The organism is Streptomyces sp. NPDC030840, assembly GCF_055572015.1.
In genome coordinates this window covers 39,616-61,103 of sequence record NZ_JBVIEE010000038.1, presented here as the reverse complement: position 1 = coordinate 61,103, position 21,488 = coordinate 39,616, and the positions used below count along the sequence as shown (strand labels likewise).

General features: G+C 69.7%; 8 protein-coding genes. 6 read left to right on the top strand and 2 right to left on the bottom strand.

Annotated elements, in window-relative coordinates:
* Position 1: 1 nt before the first annotated feature.
* Positions 2-778, top strand: a complete 777-nt coding sequence (locus tag ACZ49J_RS43785; RefSeq protein WP_467456893.1) for an ATP-binding cassette domain-containing protein — start codon at positions 2-4, stop codon at positions 776-778.
* Between the two features lie 31 nt (positions 779-809).
* Here the strand turns inward: ACZ49J_RS43785 and ACZ49J_RS43780 are convergent, their stop codons facing one another.
* The gene (locus ACZ49J_RS43780; protein ID WP_467456892.1) at positions 810-1,886 is read right to left on the bottom strand and encodes a histidine kinase dimerization/phospho-acceptor domain-containing protein; all 1,077 of its coding nucleotides are present in this window, start codon (positions 1,884-1,886) and stop codon (positions 810-812) included.
* A 427-nt stretch (positions 1,887-2,313) separates the two neighbouring features.
* Positions 2,314-5,031 carry an aconitate hydratase AcnA gene (gene acnA, locus ACZ49J_RS43775; RefSeq protein WP_467456891.1) on the bottom strand — a complete coding sequence of 906 codons (2,718 nt, stop codon included), beginning with the start codon at positions 5,029-5,031 and terminating at the stop codon, positions 2,314-2,316.
* Between the two features lie 467 nt (positions 5,032-5,498).
* On the opposite strand from acnA, the gene ACZ49J_RS43770 reads away from it, so the two are divergent.
* The 5 genes from ACZ49J_RS43770 (at position 5,499) to ACZ49J_RS43750 (ending at position 21,463) form a co-directional block, all read left to right on the top strand.
* Positions 5,499-5,699 (top strand): DUF4236 domain-containing protein, encoded by a 201-nt coding sequence (locus ACZ49J_RS43770; RefSeq protein ID WP_467456890.1) that lies wholly within the window; start codon positions 5,499-5,501, stop codon positions 5,697-5,699.
* An 83-nt stretch (positions 5,700-5,782) separates the two neighbouring features.
* Positions 5,783-7,312: a helix-turn-helix domain-containing protein gene (locus ACZ49J_RS43765; protein WP_467456888.1), complete on the top strand. Its 1,530-nt coding sequence runs from the start codon at positions 5,783-5,785 to the stop codon at positions 7,310-7,312.
* Between the two features lie 702 nt (positions 7,313-8,014).
* Positions 8,015-14,338, top strand: a complete 6,324-nt coding sequence (locus tag ACZ49J_RS43760) for a protein kinase domain-containing protein (RefSeq protein ID WP_467456886.1) — start codon at positions 8,015-8,017, stop codon at positions 14,336-14,338.
* A gap of 64 nt (positions 14,339-14,402) precedes the next feature.
* Positions 14,403-17,351, top strand: coding sequence for a helicase-related protein (locus tag ACZ49J_RS43755; protein ID WP_467456884.1), 2,949 nt, complete (start codon positions 14,403-14,405; stop codon positions 17,349-17,351).
* Positions 17,351-21,463 (top strand): Eco57I restriction-modification methylase domain-containing protein, encoded by a 4,113-nt coding sequence (locus ACZ49J_RS43750; RefSeq protein ID WP_467456882.1) that lies wholly within the window; start codon positions 17,351-17,353, stop codon positions 21,461-21,463. Before ACZ49J_RS43755 ends, ACZ49J_RS43750 begins: the two co-directional genes overlap by 1 nt.
* The last annotated feature ends 25 nt before the right edge of the window (positions 21,464-21,488 follow it).

Below are 21,488 nucleotides of genomic sequence, written 5' to 3'. Positions count from 1 at the left end.
GGTGGCGTTCCCACCCGTGCTGGCGTTGCGCGGCATCTCCAAGCGGTTCGGCGGTGTCCAGGCCCTCCAGGACGTGGAGCTGCAGCTGAGGGCCGGTGAGGTGGTCGCCCTCGCCGGGGACAACGGCGCCGGCAAGTCCACGCTCATCAAGGTGATCTCGGGGGTGGGTCCCGCCGACCGGGGCGTCATCGAGTGGGAGGGCCGGGTCGTCCACATCAAGCGGCCCCACGACGCCCACGCGCTGGGCATCGCGACCGTCTACCAGGACCTCGCGATGTGCGACAACCTCGACGTCGTCGGCAATCTCTTCCTCGGCCGGGAGATCGACCGGGTGGGCATCCTCGACGAGGTGGAGATGGAGCGCCGCGCCCGCGAGCTGATGCGCACGCTGTCCATCCGCATCCCCGATGTGCGCATGCCGGTCGCCGCGCTGTCCGCGGGGCAGCGGCAGGCCGTGGCGATCTCCCGCTCGCTGATGGGCTCCCCGAAGGTCCTGCTCCTCGACGAGCCCACCGCCGCTCTGGGCGTCGAGCAGACCAGCCACCTCCTCGACCTCATCGAGCAGGTGCGCGACCGCGGCACGGCGGTCCTTCTGATCAGCCACAACATGGGGGACATCAAGGCCGTCGCCGACCGTGTCGCCGTACTGCGCCTGGGCCGCAACAACGGGCTGTTCGACGTGAGCACCGCGTCCCAGGAGCAGATCATCTCCTCCATCACGGGCGCCGCGGACAACGCCGTGGCCCACCGCACGACGGGCGAGGAGGCCTGGCCGTGAGCGACGGCGGACCGCTCCCGGACGCCGTCGCTCACCGGGCCGGGCGGAGGCGCGGGTACCGAGACGCCCCGCCCGGCCGGGGCCCGCGCGCCCGGGTGGCCCCGGAGCGTTCGGGGGTACGCCGACCAGGTCCGCGGCCGGGTCGGGTCACCTCCCACACGGCGTCGGCGACCAGCGCCGCGAGGTCTGCCTCGGAGGACTCAAGCGGCCGGCCCTCGTCCAGCCGGGCGAGCAGCAGCAGGCCCTCCACGAGCCCGGTCGTGCGCGCGGACTCGGCCGAGACCCGGCTCCAGGCCAGCACCGGCTCGATGCGCCCCGCACCGCGGTGCGTCAGTTCCGCGTGCCCGGCGATGGAGGCCGGCGGCGTACGGAGTTCGTGGCTCGCGTCGGCGAGGAAGCGGCGCATGCGTTCCTCACCGCGCCGGCGTTCGGCGAGCGAGGACTCGACGTGGTCGATCATCCGGTTGAGGGCGGCGCCCACCTGCCCGGCCTCGCTGCCGGGGTCGGTGTCGCGCTCGGGCACGCGGACGAGGCCACCGGTGTCGTCGCGGCCCAGCGGCGACCGGGAGACCGCGACAGCGGTGGCGGCGAGCCGTCCCAGTGGCCGCAGCTGACGCCGGATGACGACGGCGCGGACGCACGCCGCGACGATGAGCCGGACGACCCCGATGGCGGCCTCGACCACGACGAGCCCGCTGATCATGTCCTCCACGTCGCTGGCCGGCAGGCCGGTGAGGACGGTGAGCCCGTCGCCGCTGACCACGGCGACGCGGTAGGTGCCGAGGCCGGGGACGGTCCGGGTGTGCGGTGAGCCGTCGGCCTCGACACCGCGCAGGGCGGCGCGCTGGGCCGCGGTGAGCGACCGCCGTCCACCGTCACCGGTGATGACCTCGGCGGCGGTGACGTCCCCGTCGTCGATCCGGGCGGAGAGCGTGCCGGCGGCCTGGCCCTGCTCCCGTGGGAACGCCAGGTCGGTGTGGCCGCGCGGTCCGACCTGGGCCTCGCCGAGGCTGGCGCGGCGGCGGCGCCCGCCGGCGGCGCCAGCACCGGGCCGCGCGCTCGGCGGCGTCGCTGACGCGATCGTCCAGGTCGCCCAGCAGACAGGCACGCTGGGCGAGCACGGTGGTGAGCGCCATCGCCGCGCACACCGCGACGAGAGTGGCGCCGATGAAGAGCAGCAACCGGGTGCGCAGTGACCGTCCGCGCGGCAGGAGCCTCATCTCGTGGTCTCCGCGGGTCTGACCACGCGCCCGACGCCGCGCAGGGTGTGGATCACCGGTTCCTGGCCTCGTCGGTCTCGCGGCGCAGGCCGGAGATGTACACCTCCACCTCGTCGTCGACGATCAGGACAGGGACCCGGTCGTTCCGGGACACGGGAGTTGCGGCCATGTGCGGATCGTGTCCCGGTTCGCTGAGGGCCCCCTGTGTTCCACCTGAGGCCCGGCGATGTCCTGGGCGGGAACGGCGAGGGGCCGCACCCCCCGAGTGAACAGGGGATGCGGCCCTCGACTGCCGTAACTGCCGTGCCGTACCGCTTACTTGCGGATCAGGCTGCGCAGCACGTACTGCATGATGCCGCCGTTGCGGTAGTAGTCGGCCTCACCGGGGGTGTCGATGCGGACGACCGCGTCGAACTCGACACCGGTGTCGGTGGTGACCTTGACCGTGCGCGGCGTGGTGCCCTCGTTCAGCTCGGTGACGCCGGAGATGGAGAAGGTCTCCTCGCCGGTCAGACCGAGGGACTGGGCCGAGGCGCCCTCGGGGAACTGCAGCGGGAGCACGCCCATGCCGATGAGGTTCGAGCGGTGGATGCGCTCGTACGACTCGGCGATGACGGCCTTGACGCCGAGGAGCGCGGTGCCCTTGGCCGCCCAGTCGCGGGACGAGCCGGAGCCGTACTCCTTGCCGGCCAGGACGACCAGCGGGATGCCGGCGGCCTGGTAGTTCTGCGAGGCGTCGTAGATGAAGGAGACCGGGCCGCCGTCCTGCGTGAAGTCACGCGTGTAGCCGCCCTCGGTGCCCGGCGCGATCTGGTTGCGCAGGCGGATGTTGGCGAACGTGCCGCGGATCATGACCTCGTGGTTGCCGCGGCGGGAACCGTAGCTGTTGAAGTCGCGGCGCTCCACACCGTGCTCGGTGAGGTACTTGCCCGCCGGGGTGTCGGCCTTGATGGCGCCGGCCGGGGAGATGTGGTCGGTGGTGACCGAGTCGCCCAGCTTGGCGAGGACGCGGGCGCCCGTGATGTCCGAGACCGGGGTGGTCTCCATCGTCATGCCCTCGAAGTACGGGGGCTTGCGGACGTACGTCGACTCGGTGTCCCACTCGAAGGTGTTGCCGGTCGGGACGGGCAGGGCCTGCCACTGGGCGTCGCCCGCGAAGACGTCGGAGTAGGACTTGTTGAACATGTCCTCGCCGATGGCGTTCGCCACGACGTCGTTGACCTCGGCCTCGGTCGGCCAGATGTCCTTCAGGAAGACCGGCTTGCCGTCCTGGTCCGTGCCGAGGGCGTCCTTGGTGATGTCCACCTTCATGGAGCCCGCGATGGCGTACGCGACGACCAGCGGCGGGGAGGCCAGGTAGTTCATCTTGACGTCGGGGTTGATGCGGCCCTCGAAGTTCCGGTTGCCGGAGAGGACCGAGGTGACCGCGAGGTCGTGGTCGTTGACGGCCTTGGAGACCTCCTCCGGCAGCGGGCCGGAGTTGCCGATGCAGGTGGTGCAGCCGTAACCGACCAGGTTGAAGCCGACCTTGTCGAGGTACGGGGTCAGGCCCGCCTTGTCGAAGTAGTCGGTGACGACCTTCGAGCCCGGGGCGAGGGTGGTCTTGACCCAGGGCTTGCGGGTCAGGCCCTTCTCCACGGCCTTCTTCGCGACGAGCGCGGCGGCGACCATGACGTACGGGTTCGAGGTGTTGGTGCAGGAGGTGATGGCGGCGACCGTCACCGCGCCGTGGTCGATCTCGTAGGTCGAGCCGTCGGGGGCGGTGACGGTGACCGGGTTCGACGGGGCGCCGTTCGGGGCGACGGCCGGGGCGTCGGAGGCCGGGAAGGACTCCTGGCCGGCCTCGTCCACGCTCTCGACGTAGTTGAGGACGTCCGACTTGAACTGCTCGGCGGCGTTGGCGAGGACGATGCGGTCCTGCGGGCGCTTCGGGCCGGCGATCGACGGGACGACCGTGGAGAGGTCGAGCTCCAGCTTCTCGGAGAAGTCGGGCTCGGCGGCCGGGTCGAGCCAGAGGCCCTGCTCCTTGGCGTAGGCCTCGACGAGCGCCAGCTGCTGCTCGCTGCGGCCGGTCAGCTTCAGGTAGTTGATGGTCTCGGCGTCGATCGGGAAGATCGCGGCGGTCGAGCCGAACTCCGGCGACATGTTGCCGATGGTGGCGCGGTTGGCGAGGGAGGTGGCGGCCACGCCCTCGCCGTAGAACTCGACGAACTTGCCGACGACACCGTGCTTGCGGAGCATCTCGGTGATGGTCAGCACCAGGTCGGTGGCGGTGGTGCCGGGCTTGAGCTCACCGGTCAGCTTGAAGCCGACGACACGCGGGATGAGCATCGAGACGGGCTGGCCGAGCATCGCTGCCTCGGCCTCGATGCCGCCGACGCCCCAGCCGAGGACGCCGAGGCCGTTGACCATGGTGGTGTGCGAGTCGGTGCCGACGAGGGTGTCGGGGTACGCCTGGCCGTTGCGGACCATGACCGTGCGCGCCAGGTGCTCGATGTTCACCTGGTGGACGATGCCGGTGCCGGGGGGTACGACCTTGAAGTCGTCGAAGGCGGTCTGGCCCCAGCGCAGGAACTGGTAGCGCTCGCGGTTGCGGCCGTACTCCAGCTCGACGTTCTGCGCGAAGGCGTCGTTCGTGCCGAACTTGTCGGCGATGACGGAGTGGTCGATGACCAGCTCGGCCGGGGAGAGCGGGTTGACCTTGGCCGGGTCGCCGCCCAACTCCTTGACGGCCTCGCGCATGGTGGCGAGGTCCACGACACAGGGAACGCCGGTGAAGTCCTGCATGATCACGCGGGCCGGCGTGAACTGGATCTCCTGGCTGGGCTGGGCCTGCGAGTCCCAGTCACCGAGGGCCCGGATGTGGTCGGCGGTGATGTTCGCGCCGTCCTCGGTACGGAGCAGGTTCTCCAGCAGGACCTTGAGGCTGTAGGGAAGGCGGGCCGAGCCCTCCACCTTGTCCAGCCGGAAGATCTCGTACGACTCGTCGCCCACCTGCAGCGTGCTGCGGGCGTCGAAGCTGTTCGCCGACACGACAGTCTCCTTCATTTTTGTGCGCGTACCACCGCATCCTGCCGCCACGCTGTCTCGACGATCCGCTAAGGTAAGGCTAAGTTAGGTAACCCTTACCGCCATGGGATGATGGCGTGCGGCTGCGGCGCGCCTCGGCAGATATCTCGATGTCGAGATAACTCTAGTACATGTGCGCGGCTTGGTCATGCCCCGAGCCCTGCCGCGCCGTTCTCCCCTGCGTGGCGCCCACTGCACCCACGCCCCGGGGACCCTCCCGCGACGGCAGGCCACGGCGGCAACCCACGGCGACAGGGCCCCGGCAGCGGACCGTCACACCCCCGTCCGGGAGAAGTGAGGGACCGCGACGCGCGCACCGAAGGCCATCGGGCCGCAGCACGGCGTGCGGGACGGACCACGAGCCAACCGCCCCATCGCGGGCATTCGTTGACGCATCGGGGGTACCCGGCCCGCGACGGAAGGAGGCACACATGCCGCTCACGTTCCGCAAGAGCTTCCGGATCCTCCCCGGGGTCCGGCTGAACATCAACCGCCGCTCCTGGTCCATCACCACGGGCGGTCATCACGGGCCGCGACGCACGCACAGCAGCACGGGCCGTCGCACCACGTCGATGGATCTGCCGGGCCCGTTCGGCTGGCGGCGCACCACCACGCGCCGCCGGCACGACTGAGGTCCCCCGCCTCACTCGGAGGGCTCACCCGGTAGGCGGTCTTCCGCTTTTCGTATATCTCACATCCGATATACGGTCGCCCCATGGCAGACGACTACCTCGTACGCATCGGCAGGCTCATCCGTGACGCCAGGCAACACCGGGGCTGGACACAGTCGCAGCTGGCGGAGGCGCTCGGCACCAGTCAGAGCGCCGTCAACCGCATCGAGCGCGGCAACCAAAACATCAGCCTTGAGATGATCGCTCGAATCGGTGAAGCCCTGGACAGTGAGATCGTCTCACTGGGCTACGCGGGTCCGATGCATCTGCGCGTGGTCGGCGGCCGTCGGCTGTCCGGCGCCATCGACGTGAAGACGAGCAAGAACGCGTGTGTCGCGCTGCTGTGCGCCACGCTGCTCAACAAGGGACGCACGGTGCTGCGCCGGGTGGCCCGCATCGAGGAGGTGTACCGCCTTCTGGAGGTGCTCTCGTCGATCGGCGTCCGCAACCGGTGGATCAACGACGGGGTCGACCTGGAGATCGTGCCCCCGGCCGGGCTCGACATGGAGGCCATCGACGCCGAGGCGGCCCGCCGCACCCGCTCGATCATCATGTTCCTCGGCCCGCTGCTGCACCGGATGGACCGCTTCCGGCTGCCGTACGCGGGTGGGTGCGACCTCGGAACGCGGACGATCGAGCCGCACATGATCGCGCTGCGCCGGTTCGGCCTGGACATCACCGCCACCGAGGGCCAGTACCACGCCACGGTGGACCGGACGGTCACCCCGGCGCGGCCGATCGTGCTGACCGAGCGCGGCGACACCGTGACCGAGAACGCCCTGCTCGCCGCCGCCCGCCACGACGGCACGACCGTCATCCGCAACGCCTCGTCCAACTACATGGTCCAGGACCTGTGCTTCTTCCTGGAGGCCCTGGGCGTACGGGTGGAGGGCATCGGCACGACCACGCTCACCGTGCACGGCGTGCCGGACATCGACGTGGACGTCGACTACTCCCCCTCCGAGGACCCGGTCGAGGCGATGAGCCTGGTGGCCGCCGCCGTGGTCACCGAGTCGGAGCTGACGGTGCGCCGCGTCCCCATCGAGTTCCTGGAGATCGAACTCGCGGTCCTGGAGGAGATGGGCCTCGACCACGACCGCACGCCCGAGTACGTCGCGGACAACGGCCGTACGCGCCTGGTGGACCTCACGGTCCGGCCCTCCAAGCTGGAGGCGCCGATCGACAAGATCCACCCGATGCCGTTCCCGGGACTGAACATCGACAACGTCCCCTTCTTCGCGGCCATCGCGGCGTCCGCGCAGGGCAAGACGCTGATCCACGACTGGGTCTACGACAACCGCGCGATCTACCTCACCGACCTCAACCGCCTCGGCGGCCGTCTCCAGCTCCTCGACCCGCACCGCGTCCTGGTCGAGGGCCCGACCCGCTGGCGCGCCGCCGAAATGATGTGCCCGCCCGCCCTGCGGCCCGCCGTGGTCGTCCTGCTGGCGATGATGGCGGCGGACGGCACGTCGGTCCTGCGGAACGTGTACGTGATCAACCGCGGGTACGAGGACCTGGCGGAGCGGCTCAACACGGTGGGGGCGCAGATCGAGATCTTCCGGGACATCTGACGCGGCTCGGGATGAACGCTGCTGTACCCGTTTTGACCAGGGCAAACACAGGTCGGGGCGGATGCGGCGGCGCCTCTGGAACTTCTCCGGGACTCGCGGCCTCACGGGGAGTGCTCCCAGTCGGCCGCGATCGACAGCTGTCGCATTGGCATCCGCTATCGCTCTGCGAGACTTTGCGCCACAAGGGCCAGGTGCTGAACGCTGCCCACCCGATTCCAGACGGTGCGGTTGCCCGTGCCGGTGATGCCCTGGGTCCGGTCTCGCAGCCACCTCTCCCCCGTGTGGGGCAGTGCGCCCAGGTCGGGGAGCAGGTCGACGGGGTACCTCGGCGGAAGTCGATTCAGCAGGTCAAGGACTTCCGAAGTCGTCGGCGAACGGCGCCTCCAGCCGGCCGGACCCCTGACGATGGGCAGTGGTGACGCCACCGGCCTCCTTCAGGAGCCGTTGAGCCAGCGGGGTCGGCAGGAAACCGGGACGAGGCAGCTCCTTCTCGGCATGGCCGGCCCCGGCCCCCCTCGAGACCTGTGCCGAAAAAGACGACAGCACGGGGAACAAAGGAGCGAGGCTTTCCGGCCAAGACCCTCAAGAGCGACGTGTTGACAACGTCAACGGAATGGTGTGATGCTCGCAAACAGGTGAAGGTATACGCTCCCTACGGAATGTACCCACCTTGTATGCAACGGGTGAGACGGGGGATGGCAAGTGCGCCTCGAGACGGTCGACGGACGGTTCCGGATCGTGGGGATCCTGGGCCGCGGGAACATGGGCGAGGTGCACCGGGCCGAAGACCTTCAGGCAGCCGCGGACTCCCCCCACCGGGAAGTCGCCGTCAAGACCGTGCTGCGCAGCCGAACCGGAGTCGCCGTCGACGCCTCGGGCTCCGGCAAGGAGATCGACCGCTTCCGCCGCGAAGTGCGGATCATGCGCATGCTCTCCCAGGGCCACCCGAACCTCACCCTGCTGATCGACGGTGGCGTGGACCGGGCGCCGGGCGGCAGCGGCCTGCCCTACCTGGCCATGGAGGTGCTGGACGGCCATCCGCTCGCGGACCTCATCGACGAGGAGCCTCAGCTGCCGGTCTCCTGGGTCGCCGCAATCGGGGCGCAGCTCGCCGCCGGTCTCGCCGCCGCACACACCGCCGGGGTCGTCCACCGCGATCTGAAGCCGGCCAATGCGATGCTGACCCGCGACGGCACCATAAAGGTCCTCGACTTCGGCATGGGTTCGGTCGTCGACGATCCCGACCAGACGCGTCTGACCAGCACGGGCGTCAGCGTCGGCACGGCTCGCTACATGGCGCCCGAACAGTTCCGTGCCGAACGGGTCTCCGCGTCGGCCGACCTCTACGCGCTCGGCTGCATCCTGTACGAGCTGCTGATAGGGCGGCCGCCGTTCTCCGCCAGAACTCCATACGAACTCTCCGAACAGCACCAGCACGAGAAGCCACCGCGGCTCACTCTGGTGCGCCCGGACCTGCCCGCCGAACTGGTCCGGCTGGTGGACCGCCTCCTGGAGAAGGACTCCGAACTGCGGCCCGAGAACGCCGCCCTGGTCCGTGAGACGCTGGTCCCGCTCGCGCTCGCACCGGACGACACGGCCGCCCTGCTGGCTCCGCACTGGCAGGTGATGGACCCGGTGGCACGGCTGCGTGCCCTGCTCCCCGAGCCTGCCCCGGCCGCCCCCGCACCCGTGCCGCGCAGGGATCCGCGCCTGCCCGAGGCGATGGACGTCTTCGGCATCCATGCCGACCTGATCAGCGAGTACAAGAACTTCACCAAGAGCGCGACGGTCATCCGGGACGCCCGGATCGACAACTTCGTCGAGGAGGACCTGGCGGCGAAGTCGCAATGGCCCGACCCGTGGCTGTCGCTGAACCCGTTCTTCGCCGACGGCGGGCAGGTCACCGACCTCGTGCGCGACGGAGTGCTGCACCCGAAGTGCGCGGAGATCTTCCAGGCCGGCAAGAAGGAGACCTCGCAGCGCCCGGACGGCCGGCCGCTGACGTTCCACCTCCACCAGCGGCAGGCGATCGAGGCCGCGCAGGCAGGCGACTCGTATGTGCTCACGACCGGCACCGGTTCCGGCAAGTCCCTGTCGTACATCGTCCCGATCGTGAACCACGTACTGAAGGAGCGTCAGGCGGCGGGGCCGGGCGCCGGTGGCCGGGTGCGCGCGATCGTCGTCTACCCCATGAACGCGTTGGCCAACTCGCAGCTGGGGGAGCTGGAGAAGTACCTGCGCCACGGTTTCGGAAAGGGTCGCGAGCCGGTCACCTTCGCCCGTTACACCGGCCAGGAGTCCGACGAGGACCGCCGGCAGCTGCGCAAGAACCCTCCGGACATCCTGCTGACCAACTACGTGATGCTGGAGCTGATGCTGACCCGGCCGGACGACCGGTCCAGCCTGATCCGGATGGCCGAGGGGCTCCAGTTCCTCGTCTTCGACGAGCTGCACACCTACCGGGGCCGGCAGGGCGCGGACGTGGCGTTCCTGATCCGCCGGGTGCGTGAGGCCTGCCGCGCGTCCGCGACGCTGCAGTGCATCGGCACCTCGGCGACCATGTCCACCGAGGGCTCCTGGGAGGACCAGCAGCGTGAGGTGGCCAGGGTCGCCGGCCGGTTGTTCGGTACGACGGTGCTGCCGAAGCGGGTCATCGGGGAGACCCTGGTCCGGGCGACCGGGGAGGCCCCCGAGTCAGTGCCCGCCGAGCGGCTGCGGGTGCCGGCGGCGCCCCGCTCGTACGAGGCGTTGACGAAGGACCCGCTGGCCCGCTGGGTGGAGTCACGGTTCGGTCTGGAGGAGGAAGAGGGCACGGGGCGGTTGCGCCGCTGCCCTCCGGGCACCGTCGAGGAGGCGGCGGCCGAGCTGGCAGAAGAGTCCGGGGTGCCCGAGGACAGCGTGCGCGAGGCGATCCGTACGACCCTGGAGGCGGGCGCGCAGGCCAAACACCCGGTGACGGAGCGGCCGCTGTTCGCGTTCCGGCTGCACCAGTTCCTCTCCAAGGGCGACACCGTCTACACGACGCTCGAGGATCCGCTCACCCGGCCGCTGACCCGCACCTACCAGTTGGAGCAGCCGGACAGCGACGGCAAGCCGCTGTTCCCGCTGGCGTTCTGCCGTGAGTGCGGCCAGGAATACCTGACGGTCTGGCGCACCGAGGACGGCGGCGCGTTCCGGTACGAGCCGCGCCGGGACACCTCCGCCTCCGGGGGCCGCGCGGGCGAGGGCTACCTGTACCTGGGCATGCCCGGGGAGGACTACGAGTGGCCGGCCGATCCACAGAAGGCCGTGGACGACAGGCGGTTGCCGGAGTCGTGGCTGGAGCCGGACGCGCAGGGCGTGACGGTCGTCAAGAAGTCCTACAAACCGCGTCTGCCCAAGCGTGTCGTCGTGGACGCCCACGGAAACGAGGCGGGCGAAGGGCTGGTGGCAGCCTTCGTCCCGGCGCCGTTCCTGTTCTGCGTGCACTGCCAGGTCTCCTACGAGCAGACCCGCGGCCGGGACTTCGCCAAGCTGGCCACCCTGGACCAGGAGGGGCGTTCCTCGGCGACCTCGCTGATCTCCGCGTCGATCGTGAAGTCGCTGCGGGCTGTGCCGGAGGAAAGCCTCAGCAAGGAAGCGCGCAAGCTCCTCACCTTCGTCGACAACCGGCAGGACGCCTCGCTCCAGGCCGGGCACTTCAACGACTTCGCTCAGGTGACGCAGTTGCGTGGTGCCCTGTACCAGGCGGCGCTTCAGGCGGGCGAGGAGGGACTGCACCACGACGACCTCGCCGAGGCCGTCACCGAGGTCATGGGCCTGACGCCCCGCGAGTACGCGGCGGGTACGCGCCTTGCTCCGTCCATGGAACGACGGGCGACGAAGGCCTTCCGGGATGTCGTGGGGTACCGCCTCTACCGCGACCTCGAGCGCGGCTGGCGTATCACGATGCCGAACCTGGAGCAGACAGGGCTGCTGCGGATCGACTACGAGGACCTGAACTGGATCGCCGCCGATCCCGAGGCCTGGGAGTCCTCCCACGCCGTACTGCGCGACGCCGATCCGGCGCTGCGCGAGGAGATCGCCCGTACACTGCTCGACTTCATGCGGCGGGCTCTCGCCATCGACGTGCAGTACTTCCGTGACGACTTCGACGCCCTTCAGCGGGCAAGCGAGGAGCGCCTCACCGGGCCGTGGGTGCTGGGCGATTCCGACCAGCCGACCGTCGGTACCGCCTACCCGTACGGCTCGCGGCCGGGCATGGAGCGGTCCGCGCTGTTCCTGTCGGCACGCGGCAAGTTCGGCAGGTACCTGCGGCGGAACATGCCCGAACTGCGCGAGGCCTCCGCTTCCCTGGACGACGTCCAGTGCGTCATCGAGGACCTGCTGAAGGTGTTGCGGGACACGGACCTGGTGCGCGAGGTGGAGGCGACCCCCGAGCGTTCCGGCCCGGCCTTCCGCCGCCGTGCGGCGGAGAAGCGCACCGGCTACCGGGTGTCTGCCGCCGCCCTGATCTGGCGGGCCGGTGACGGCGAGCGGGGCGCGATCGACCCGCTGGCGCGCACCTACAGCAGCGGCGAGGGCCCGCGCGTCAACCCGTTCTTCCGCGACCTGTACCGGACGGCGGCCGCCGAGCTGACGGGTCTGTTCGCGCGGGAGCACACCGCGCAGGTCACTCCGGAGGACCGGCTGGAGCGCGAGCGGCAGTTCCGCGACGCCGAACTGCCTCTGCTGTACTGCTCGCCCACGATGGAGCTGGGCGTGGACATCTCCTCGCTCAACGCCGTGATGATGCGCAATGTGCCGCCGACCCCGGCGAACTACGCACAGCGCTCGGGCCGGGCGGGCCGTTCCGGTCAGCCCGCGCTGGTGACGACGTACTGCGCGACGGGCAACAGCCACGACCAGTACTACTTCCGCCGCTCCCAGGACATGGTGTCGGGACAGGTGGCCCCGCCGCGGCTGGACCTGGCCAACGAGGATCTGGTCCGCTCGCATCTCCAGGGCATCTGGCTGGCGGAGACCGGTATGAAGCTGGGCACCGCGATCCCGGAGGTCGTCGATGTCGCCTACGACCCCGACGGCGACGACCGCCCCGACCCGCACATGCCCCTGCCGCTGCTCCCCGAGATCCTCAGTGCGTCCCTGGACGAGGACGCCCGCAGGCGCGCGGCCGCCACCGCCCGTACCGTCCTCGCCCCGCTGATCGCGGACTTCGAGTCGACCACCTGGTGGTACGACGAGTGGATCGAGGACCGGATCGAGCGGGCCCCGGACAAGTTCGACGCCTCCTTCGACCGGTGGCGGGACCTGTTCCGGGCGGCCGTCATCGACCAGTACGAGCAGAACAAGCGCGTCGTCGACCACACTCTCTCCCCGGGCGAGCAGAGCCGCGCGCGCTCTCGGCGCCGGGAGGCCGAGACGCAGACGAACCTGCTGCTGAACCGCTCGACCGACAGCAAGTCGGTGATGAGCGACTTCAATCCGTACCGCTATCTGGCGTCCGAGGGGTTCCTGCCGGGCTACAGCTTCCCGCGGCTGCCGCTGGCCGCGTACATCCCGCGCTCCGGCAACCGTCGCAACGCGGACGGCGACTATCTGCAGCGTCCCCGGTTCCTCGCGATCCGCGAGTTCGGCCCCGGCGCGCTCATCTACCACGAGGGCGCCCGCTACCAGGTCACCCGGGTTCAGCTGCCGCCGGACGCATCGGGCGAGCTGGCGACGGCGGAGGCCAGGCGCTGCGACGGCTGCGGCTACCACTACGTCGTCAAGCCCGGCTCCGACAAGTGCATGATGTGCGGCGAGGAGCTGCGCGGCAAGCGCACCGGCCTGCTCCACCTGCACACGGTGTACACCACACCGCGCGAGCGCATCTCCTCAGACGAGGAGGAGCGCCGCCGGGCCGGTTTCCGCCTGGAGACCTCGTACGCGTTCCAGGACCACGGCGCCCGCAAGGGACGCCTCACTTCGCATGTCGCCGACGCCGGCGGGGCACCCGTTCTCGACCTGGACTACGGCGATTCGGCGACCGTGCGCATCACCAACCTCGGCCGCGTCCGCGACAAGGAGGGCGAGCCGGACGGCTACTGGCTGGACCTGGGCGACGGCCGCTGGCTCAACGACCGGGCCGCCGCGGACGCCATCGAGGGCACCGGCATGCCGGTCGTCGACGAGGACGGCAACGAGAAGCGCCGCAAGAAGCGGGTCCTGCCCTTCGTGGAGGACCGCCGCAACATCCTCGTGGTCACTCTGGAGGAGCCGCTGCCCGAGCCGGTGGCGCTGTCGTTCCTGTACGCGCTGGAGCGGGGCATCGAGGCGGCGTTCGAGCTGGAGGACTCCGAGCTGACCGCGGAGCTGCTCCCACCGGACGACGGCCCGCGCCGACGCATGCTGTTCACGGAGGCAGCCGAGGGCGGTGCCGGTGTGCTGCGCCGGATCCAGCACGACAAGGACGCTCTCGCCAAGGCCGCCGAAACCGCCCTGGACATCTGCCACTTCGACCCGGAGACCGGCAAGGACGAGGGCGGACCGGCGGACGGCGAGAAGTGCGCCCGCGGCTGCTATGCCTGTCTGCTGACGTACGCCAACCAGACACACCACCGTCAGTTGAGCCGGCACGCCGCCAAGCCGCTGCTGGTGCGGCTGGCCACATCCCGTACCGAGCGGGAGGACCGCGGCGAGTCCCGCAGCGAGCGCTTCCGCAGGCTGGCCCCGGGGTCCTCGCCGACCCCGGTGGAGGCGGACCTCGCGGACCTGGTCGCGCAGGGGGATCTGCTCGGCTGGCTGAGGGCGAAGGGCTACCGGCTGCCGGACGAGGTGGAAGTCCTCGTCCCGGAGGCCGGGGCCTGCCCCGACCTCGTCTTCCGCCTCGACGGCGCCAACCTCGCCGTGTTCGTCGACGTCCCCGGCCACCCGGCCGACTCCACCCGTGACGTCGAGGCCGGGTATCGCCTGGAGGACGCCGGCTGGGACGTCCTGCGCTTCCCCGCGGACGCGGACTGGGACGCCATCGCGGACCGCAACGCCGCCTACTTCCACCTCCGTTGATCGCCGCGCCCCTCTCTCGACCTCCTCTCGTCCTCTTCTCGACCTCTAGGAACTGAGACATCTCATGAGCCTCACGTACACAGCCGGCTCCCTGGTCGCCGCCCGTGGCCGGGAATGGGTGGTGCTGCCCGAGAGCGCCCCCGACATGCTGGTGCTGCGCCCCCTGGGCGGGAGCGAGGACGACATCGCGGCCGTGTTCCCCACCTTCGAGGAGGTGCGGCCTGCCGAGTTCGCGGCGCCGAGCCCGGCCGACCTGGGCGACCAGCGGGCCGCCGGTCTGCTGCGTACGGCGCTGCGCATCGGCTTCCGCTCGGGTGCGGGCCCGTTCCGCTCGCTGGCGTCGATCGCCGTCGAGCCCAGGGCCTACCAGCTGGTCCCGCTGCTGATGGCGCTGCGGCAGCGCACGGTACGGCTGCTGATCTCGGACGACGTGGGCATCGGCAAGACGGTCGAGGCAGGTCTGATCGCCAAGGAGCTGCTCGCCCAGGGCGAGGCGACCCGGCTGGCGGTGCTCTGCTCCCCCGCGCTGGCCGAGCAGTGGCAGGGCGAGCTGCGGGAGAAGTTCTCCATCGACGCCGAACTGGTCCTGGCCTCCACGGTGTCGCGCCTGGAGCGCGGCCTGGAGCTGGGCCAGTCCCTGTTCGACAAGCACCCCTGCACGATCATCTCGACGGACTTCATCAAGTCGACCCGCCACCGCGAGGACTTCGTACGGAACTGCCCTGACCTGGTGATAGTCGACGAGGCCCACGCCTGCGTGGCGGCCGACGACACCACGCAGGGCGGAACGTCGTCCGCCGCGAACCAGCTCCGGTACGAGCTGCTGCGCAGGATCTCCGCCAAGGAGGACCGGCACCTGCTCCTGCTGACCGCGACCCCGCACTCCGGCAAGGAGTCCGCGTTCCGCAACCTGCTCGGCCTGGTGCGGCCCGATCTGGCGTACGTGGACCTGGAATCGGCGGCAGGACGGGCAAGGCTCGCCGAGCACTTCGTGGCCCGCAAGCGCGCCGACGTCCGCGACTACCTCACCAAGGAGGACGGCCTCGCCGACGACTCCCTCGCCGAGCGGACCGCCTTCCCCTCCGACCGCTGGACCAAGGACGAGCCGTACAAGCTGACGCCCGCCTACCGGGCGTTGCTCGACGACGCCATCGCCTATGCGCGGGACCGTGTGACGGCGGCCGGGGAACAGGGCAGGCGGGAGGCCCGGATCGCCTGGTGGTCGGTAATCGCGCTGCTGCGCTCGATGGTGTCCTCACCGGCGGCCGCCGCACAGACCCTGAAGACGCGTTCCGAGTCCGCCACCGCCCGCACGGCGCAGGAGGCGGACGCGCTGGGCGCCCCGGTGGCGGCCGACTCCGCCGAGAACGACCGGCTGGAGGGCATGGACGTCGCGCCGGGCGCCGCAGAGACGGAGGAGGCGGGTGCCCGGCTGCTCGAACTCTCCCAGCGGGCGGCGCAGTTGATGGGACTGGCCGAGGACGCAAAGCTGAAGGCACTCACCCGGCACCTGAAGGGCCTGATCGCCGACGGGTACCACCCGATCGTCTTCTGCCGTTACATCCCCACCGCCGAGTACCTGGCCACACAGCTGGAGGGCAAGCTCGGCAAGAAGACGAAGATCGCCGCGGTGACCGGCACCCTCTCCCCGCAGCAGCGTCTGGAGCGCATCGAGCAGCTCGCCGCCGAGTCCGCCGAGGAGGCCGGCGACCCCGCCGTACGCCGCGTGCTGATCGCCACCGACTGCCTCTCCGAGGGCGTCAACCTCCAGCACCACTTCGACGCCGTGGTCCACTATGACCTCGCCTGGAACCCGACCCGCCACGACCAGCGGGAAGGCCGCGTCGACCGCTACGGCCAGAAGCGCGACCAGGTCCGCGTCATCACCATGTACGGCGAGGACAACGGCATCGACGGCAAGGTCCTGGAGGTGCTGTTCAAGAAGCACCGGCAGATCAAGAAGGACCTCGGCATCTCCGTCTCCGTCCCCGACGAGACCGCCTCCGGAGTCACCGACGCCGTCGTGGAGTGGCTGCTGCTGCACGGGCGGCAGGGCAGCCAGGAGAGCCTGTTCGAGATGGACGGCCACCAGGAGTCGTTCGACCGTATCGAGCGCGAGTGGAGCTCGGCCGCCGAGCGGGAGAAGACCTCCCGCTCCAAGTACGCCCAGCGTGCCATCCACCCCGAGGAGGTGGCCCGCGAGGTCACCGCCGTACGGGCCGCGCTCGGCGGCGCCGACGAGGTGCGCGGTTTCGCCCTGGAGGCGCTGCGCGACCTGGACGCGCTGGTCCGCGAACCACGCGACGGCTCCGGCGACTTCACCGCCCAGGCCGGCGGCGCCCCGGCCGGCCTGCGCGACGCGCTAGCTGCCACCCTCGGCGGGCGGCTCATCGAGGAGGACCGGGAGATCCCGTTCCGTACGACACCGGCGATCGCCCGTGGCGAGGCGGCGCTGGTCCGCACCGACCCGGCGATCGGCGCCATCGCCTCGTACGTCCTGGACTCGGCGCTCGACGCGAACACCGCGGGCCCCCGCCCGGCCCGCCGCTGCGGCGTCGTGACCACGGACGCGGTCGCCATCCGCACCACGCTTTTGCTGGTCCGCTACCGCTTCCACCTCACGCTGCCGTCCCGCACCGGCGACCGGCAGCTGGTCGCGGAGGACGCCCGGCTGCTCGCCTACGAGGGGATGCCGTCGCGCGCCCGCTGGCTGGACGACGACGCGGCCGCCGCGCTCCTGGCGGCCCGTGCCGCCGCCAACACCCACGAGCAGCTCGCCCGCAACCAGATCACCCGTGCCCTCGACGGTCTGCCGGACCTGTCCGCGCACCTCACCGAGTACGGCACGCAGCTGGCTGCCGAACTCGACGCCTCGCACCGCCGCGTGCGCAAGGCCAACGAGGAGATCGTCCGCGGCCTGAAGGTCGTCCCGCAGGAGCCGGCCGACGTCCTCGGCGTGTACGTCTACCTGCCGCAGCAGCCCGTTTCTATCTCGTCGGGAGCCGAAGCCTGATGTCCGCCGCCACCCGCACCGCCCTGGCCTTCACCGCTGTCACCACGGTCGGCGGACTGCTCCCCGCCGACATGCTGCTGCGCATCGCCGAGGCGCGGAACCTGCCGGGCACCAAGTCCGCCGACTACGGCCTGCCCGCCTCGGTGCCCGTGCGCGACGAGGCCGAGCGCGCCTGGGAGTACCTCAAGCCGCTCTGGCGCGACCTGCGCACGGCCCTGCCCTCGGATCCGAAGACTGGGGCGCCCGCCGCCGACCCGACCGGCCGGGCGGGGACGGACTGGCTGGCCCAGCTCTTCCGAAAATTGGACTTCGGCGCGCTGACGGAGGTCGGCGCGGCGGGCATCCCGGCCGACTCGGACCCGGAGAAGCGGTTCCCGGTCTCGCACCGCCACGGTCCGGCGCTGGTCCATCTGGTGGCATGGAAGCAGGAGTTGGACAAGCGCCCGGCGGCCGGCCAGGTCCCGGCCCAGTCCATGCTCCAGGACTGCCTCAACCGGACCGAGGCCCACCTGTGGGCGGTCCTCACCAACGGCCGCCGCCTGCGACTGCTGCGCGACTCGTCGTCCTTCTCTACGGCTGCGTATGTCGAGTTCGACCTTGAGGCGTTGTTCGACGGTGAGCTGTTCAGCGAGTTCGTGCTGCTGTACAGCTTGCTGCACGCGTCCCGGTTCGCGGTGCCGGAAGGGGCGGCGCCTGCGGGGTGCTGGCTGGAGAAGTGGCGTGCGGAGGCCGTCACTTCGGGGGCGCGGGCGTTGGATCAGCTGCGGCTGGGGGTGCAGAACGCGCTGACGGTGCTTGGTACCGGGTTCCTTCGGCATCCGGAAAATGCCCGGCTGCGGGAGGACGTCGATCCAAAGGCGCTTCGGGATGCTCTGCTGCGGCTCGTCTACCGTCTGCTGTTCGTCTTCGTCGCCGAGGACCGCGATGCGCTGCTCGACCCGGAGGCCGGCGAGCGGCAACGGGAGGCGTATGAGCGGTACTTCTCCTCGGCGCGGTTGCGTGAGCGGGCCCGGCGGCGTCAGGGCACGGCGCATGGTGATCAGTACGAGGCTCTGCGGATCGTTCTCGACGCGCTGGGTACGGAGGGTGGCCGTCCTGAGCTGGGGCTGCCGGGCCTCGGTGGCCTGTTCTCCCACAAGGAGGCCGATGCGCCGCTGGACGGCTTGAAGCTGTCCAACGAGTCGCTGCTGGCTGCCGTACGGCACCTCGCACAGGTCCGCGACCCGGGCGCGCGGCGCTGGCGGGCGGTTGACTACCGTCACCTGGACGCCGAGGAACTGGGCTCGGTGTACGAGTCCCTGCTGGAGCTGGAGCCGAAGCACTCGGCGACGGACCGCTCGTTCGAGTTGATCGAGGTGGCGGGCAACAGCCGTAAGACGACGGGCAGTTACTACACCCCGTCGTCGCTGATCGAGTGCCTGCTGGACACGACGCTCGACCCGGTCATAGACGACGCCGTGAAGCGTGGCGAGCAGCGGGCCACCGAGGCCGGCCGTCCCGACCCGGCCGACGACATCGTCGATGAGCTGCTGTCCCTTACGGTGTGCGACCCGGCCTGCGGGTCCGGGCACTTCCTCGTTGCTTCGGCCCGTCGTATCGCCAAGCGGGTGGCGTCGGTGCGGGAGCGCAACCCTGAGCCGACGGTCGATGCGATGCGGCATGCGTTGCACGAGGTCGTCGCACGGTGCATTTACGGCGTCGACCTCAACCCCATGGCCGTGGAGCTGGCCAAGGTCTCGCTGTGGATTGAGGCCATGGAGCCGGGGAAGCCGCTCGGGTTCCTGGACGCCCATGTCAAGCACGGGAACGGTTTGATCGGGGCGACGCCGAAGCTGCTGGCGGACGGGGTTCCGGACGACGCCTTCAAGCCGATCGAGGGGGACGATCGGAAGTACGCGGCCGGACTCGTCAAGCGGAACAAGGCCCAGCGGGGTGGGCAGGATGAGCTTCTGTTCGACGCGGATGCGCTGCCCGGCAACGAGCGTTACGCCGCCGAGCTGGCCCGGATCACGGCTGCTCCGGCCAACTCCCTGAAGCAGGTGCGGGCGCAGGAGTCCGCCTACCAGGCCTACGTGGAGTCGACCGCGTATGTGCAGGATCTGCATGCCGCTGACGCTTGGTGTGCCGCTTTTGTGTGGCCCAAGCATGAGAGTGCGCCGGAGGCGCCGACGGATCAGGTGTTTCGGGCGCTGCGGGGGCGTGACCAGTCTGTGGTGCCGGACAGCACGCATGAGGAGATTCTGCGGCTTCGGGATCAGTACAGCTTCTTCCACTGGCACTTGGAGTTCCCTGAGGTTTTCTCCGTCCCGGAGTCGGGTGTTGGTGTTCAGGGGGGTACGGGCTGGGCTGGGGGGTTCGATGCGGTGGTGGGTAACCCTCCGTGGGAGAGCGTGAACTTTCCCGAGACGGAGTTCTTCGCGGTGCGTGCCCCTGAGATCGCAGCGACAAACAACACGGCTGCACGCAAGAAGAAGATCCGCGAACTCAAGGACAACCCGGACACCGCCCGGCTGTACAGAGAATATGAGGACGCTAAGCGCAAAGTATACGGCGAGAGCCATTTCTGGCGCACTTCAGCCCGGTATCCTTTGACCGGACAGGGAAATCTCAATCTCTACGCGCTCTTCGCCGAGGGCGATCGCACCCTCACCTCTGACCGCGGGCGCACCGGCGTCATCATCCCCACCGGAATTGCAACAGACGCACGAACTCAGTACTTCTTTAAGGACCTTGTCACAAATGGCCAGCTTGCAGCCCTCTACGACTTCGAGAACGAGGACAAGGTTTTCCCCGAGGTCCACAACCAGCTGCGGTTCTGCCTGTTCATGCTGCGCGGCTCAGGCAGCCTTCACGAACCAATCCGGATGGTGTTCAAGGTACGACAGCCTGAGCAGATCGCCGATCGGAGATACCTGCTGGTAGCCGAGGACATCCTGATTATGAACCCGAACACCGGCACCTGTCCTGTGTTCAGCCACAAGCGGGACGCAGACATCACTCTGGGCATCTACCGCCGTATCCCGGTCCTGATCAACGAGGCCAAGAAGCCGGACGGGAACCCTTGGGGCATCTCGTTCATGCGCATGTTTGAAATGTCGCACGACTCTCACCTGTTCCGTCCCTCCGCCCAAAACAACGAGACCTTCGACGACCTACTTAAGACCGGCTGGACCCTCGACGGCAACGTGCTCGTTCGTGGCGAGGAGCGCCTGCTCCCGCTGTACGAGGCGAAGATGCTGCACCACTACGACCACCGCTTCTCCACTTACGAGAACGCCACGGAGAAGCATCTCAACAAGGGCACCCTCCCGCGCTTCACCGGGGAACAACACCAGGACGCCTCCGCCGTACCGACGCCTCGCTATTGGGTGCCGGAGCAGGATGTTGCGACTGGTGAAGTCGGCAGGAACGGCAAGCCGGTCCTGGAACCGGGCGTCCGCACCCGTCTGGCTGCCAAGGGGTGGGATCGGGACTGGGTGATGGGATGGCGCGACATCACAAACAAGAGCAACGAGCGAACAATGATCGCGGCGGTCGCTCCCGCACACGGCTTCGGTCACAAGTACCTGCTGGCCCTTGCCCCGCAAGGCGCACTGCTTACAGCGGCCTGGTCATCGTTCGTCGTTGACTATGTGGCTCGACAGGCCATCGGCGGCACTTCGATGAGCTACTTCATCGTGAGGCAGCTGGCCATACCCACCCCCGACCAGCTCGCGCCCCACACAGCGTTTCTCATCCCCCGCATCCTCGAACTCACCTACACCGCAGACGACATGCACCCATTCGCCAGCGACCTCGGTGACACCGGCGCCCCCTTCCGCTGGGACGAGGACCGCCGCGCCGTCATCCGCGCCGAACTGGACGCCCTCTTCTTCCACCTCTACGGCATCACGCGCGACGACACCGCCTACATCCTGGACACCTTCAATGTCGTCCGCGACAACGACATCAAGGCACACGGCGAGTACCGCACCAAGAACCTGATCCTCGCCGAATACGACCGCATGGCCGCCGCTGGCCTCACCATGGAGAACCCGCTCACCGAGGGAGAGTCCGGCACCTACCGCTCCACCCTCACCCCGCCCCCCGGCCAGGGCCCCCGCCACAGCTGACCCATCCCACAGCTCACCCGAGGAG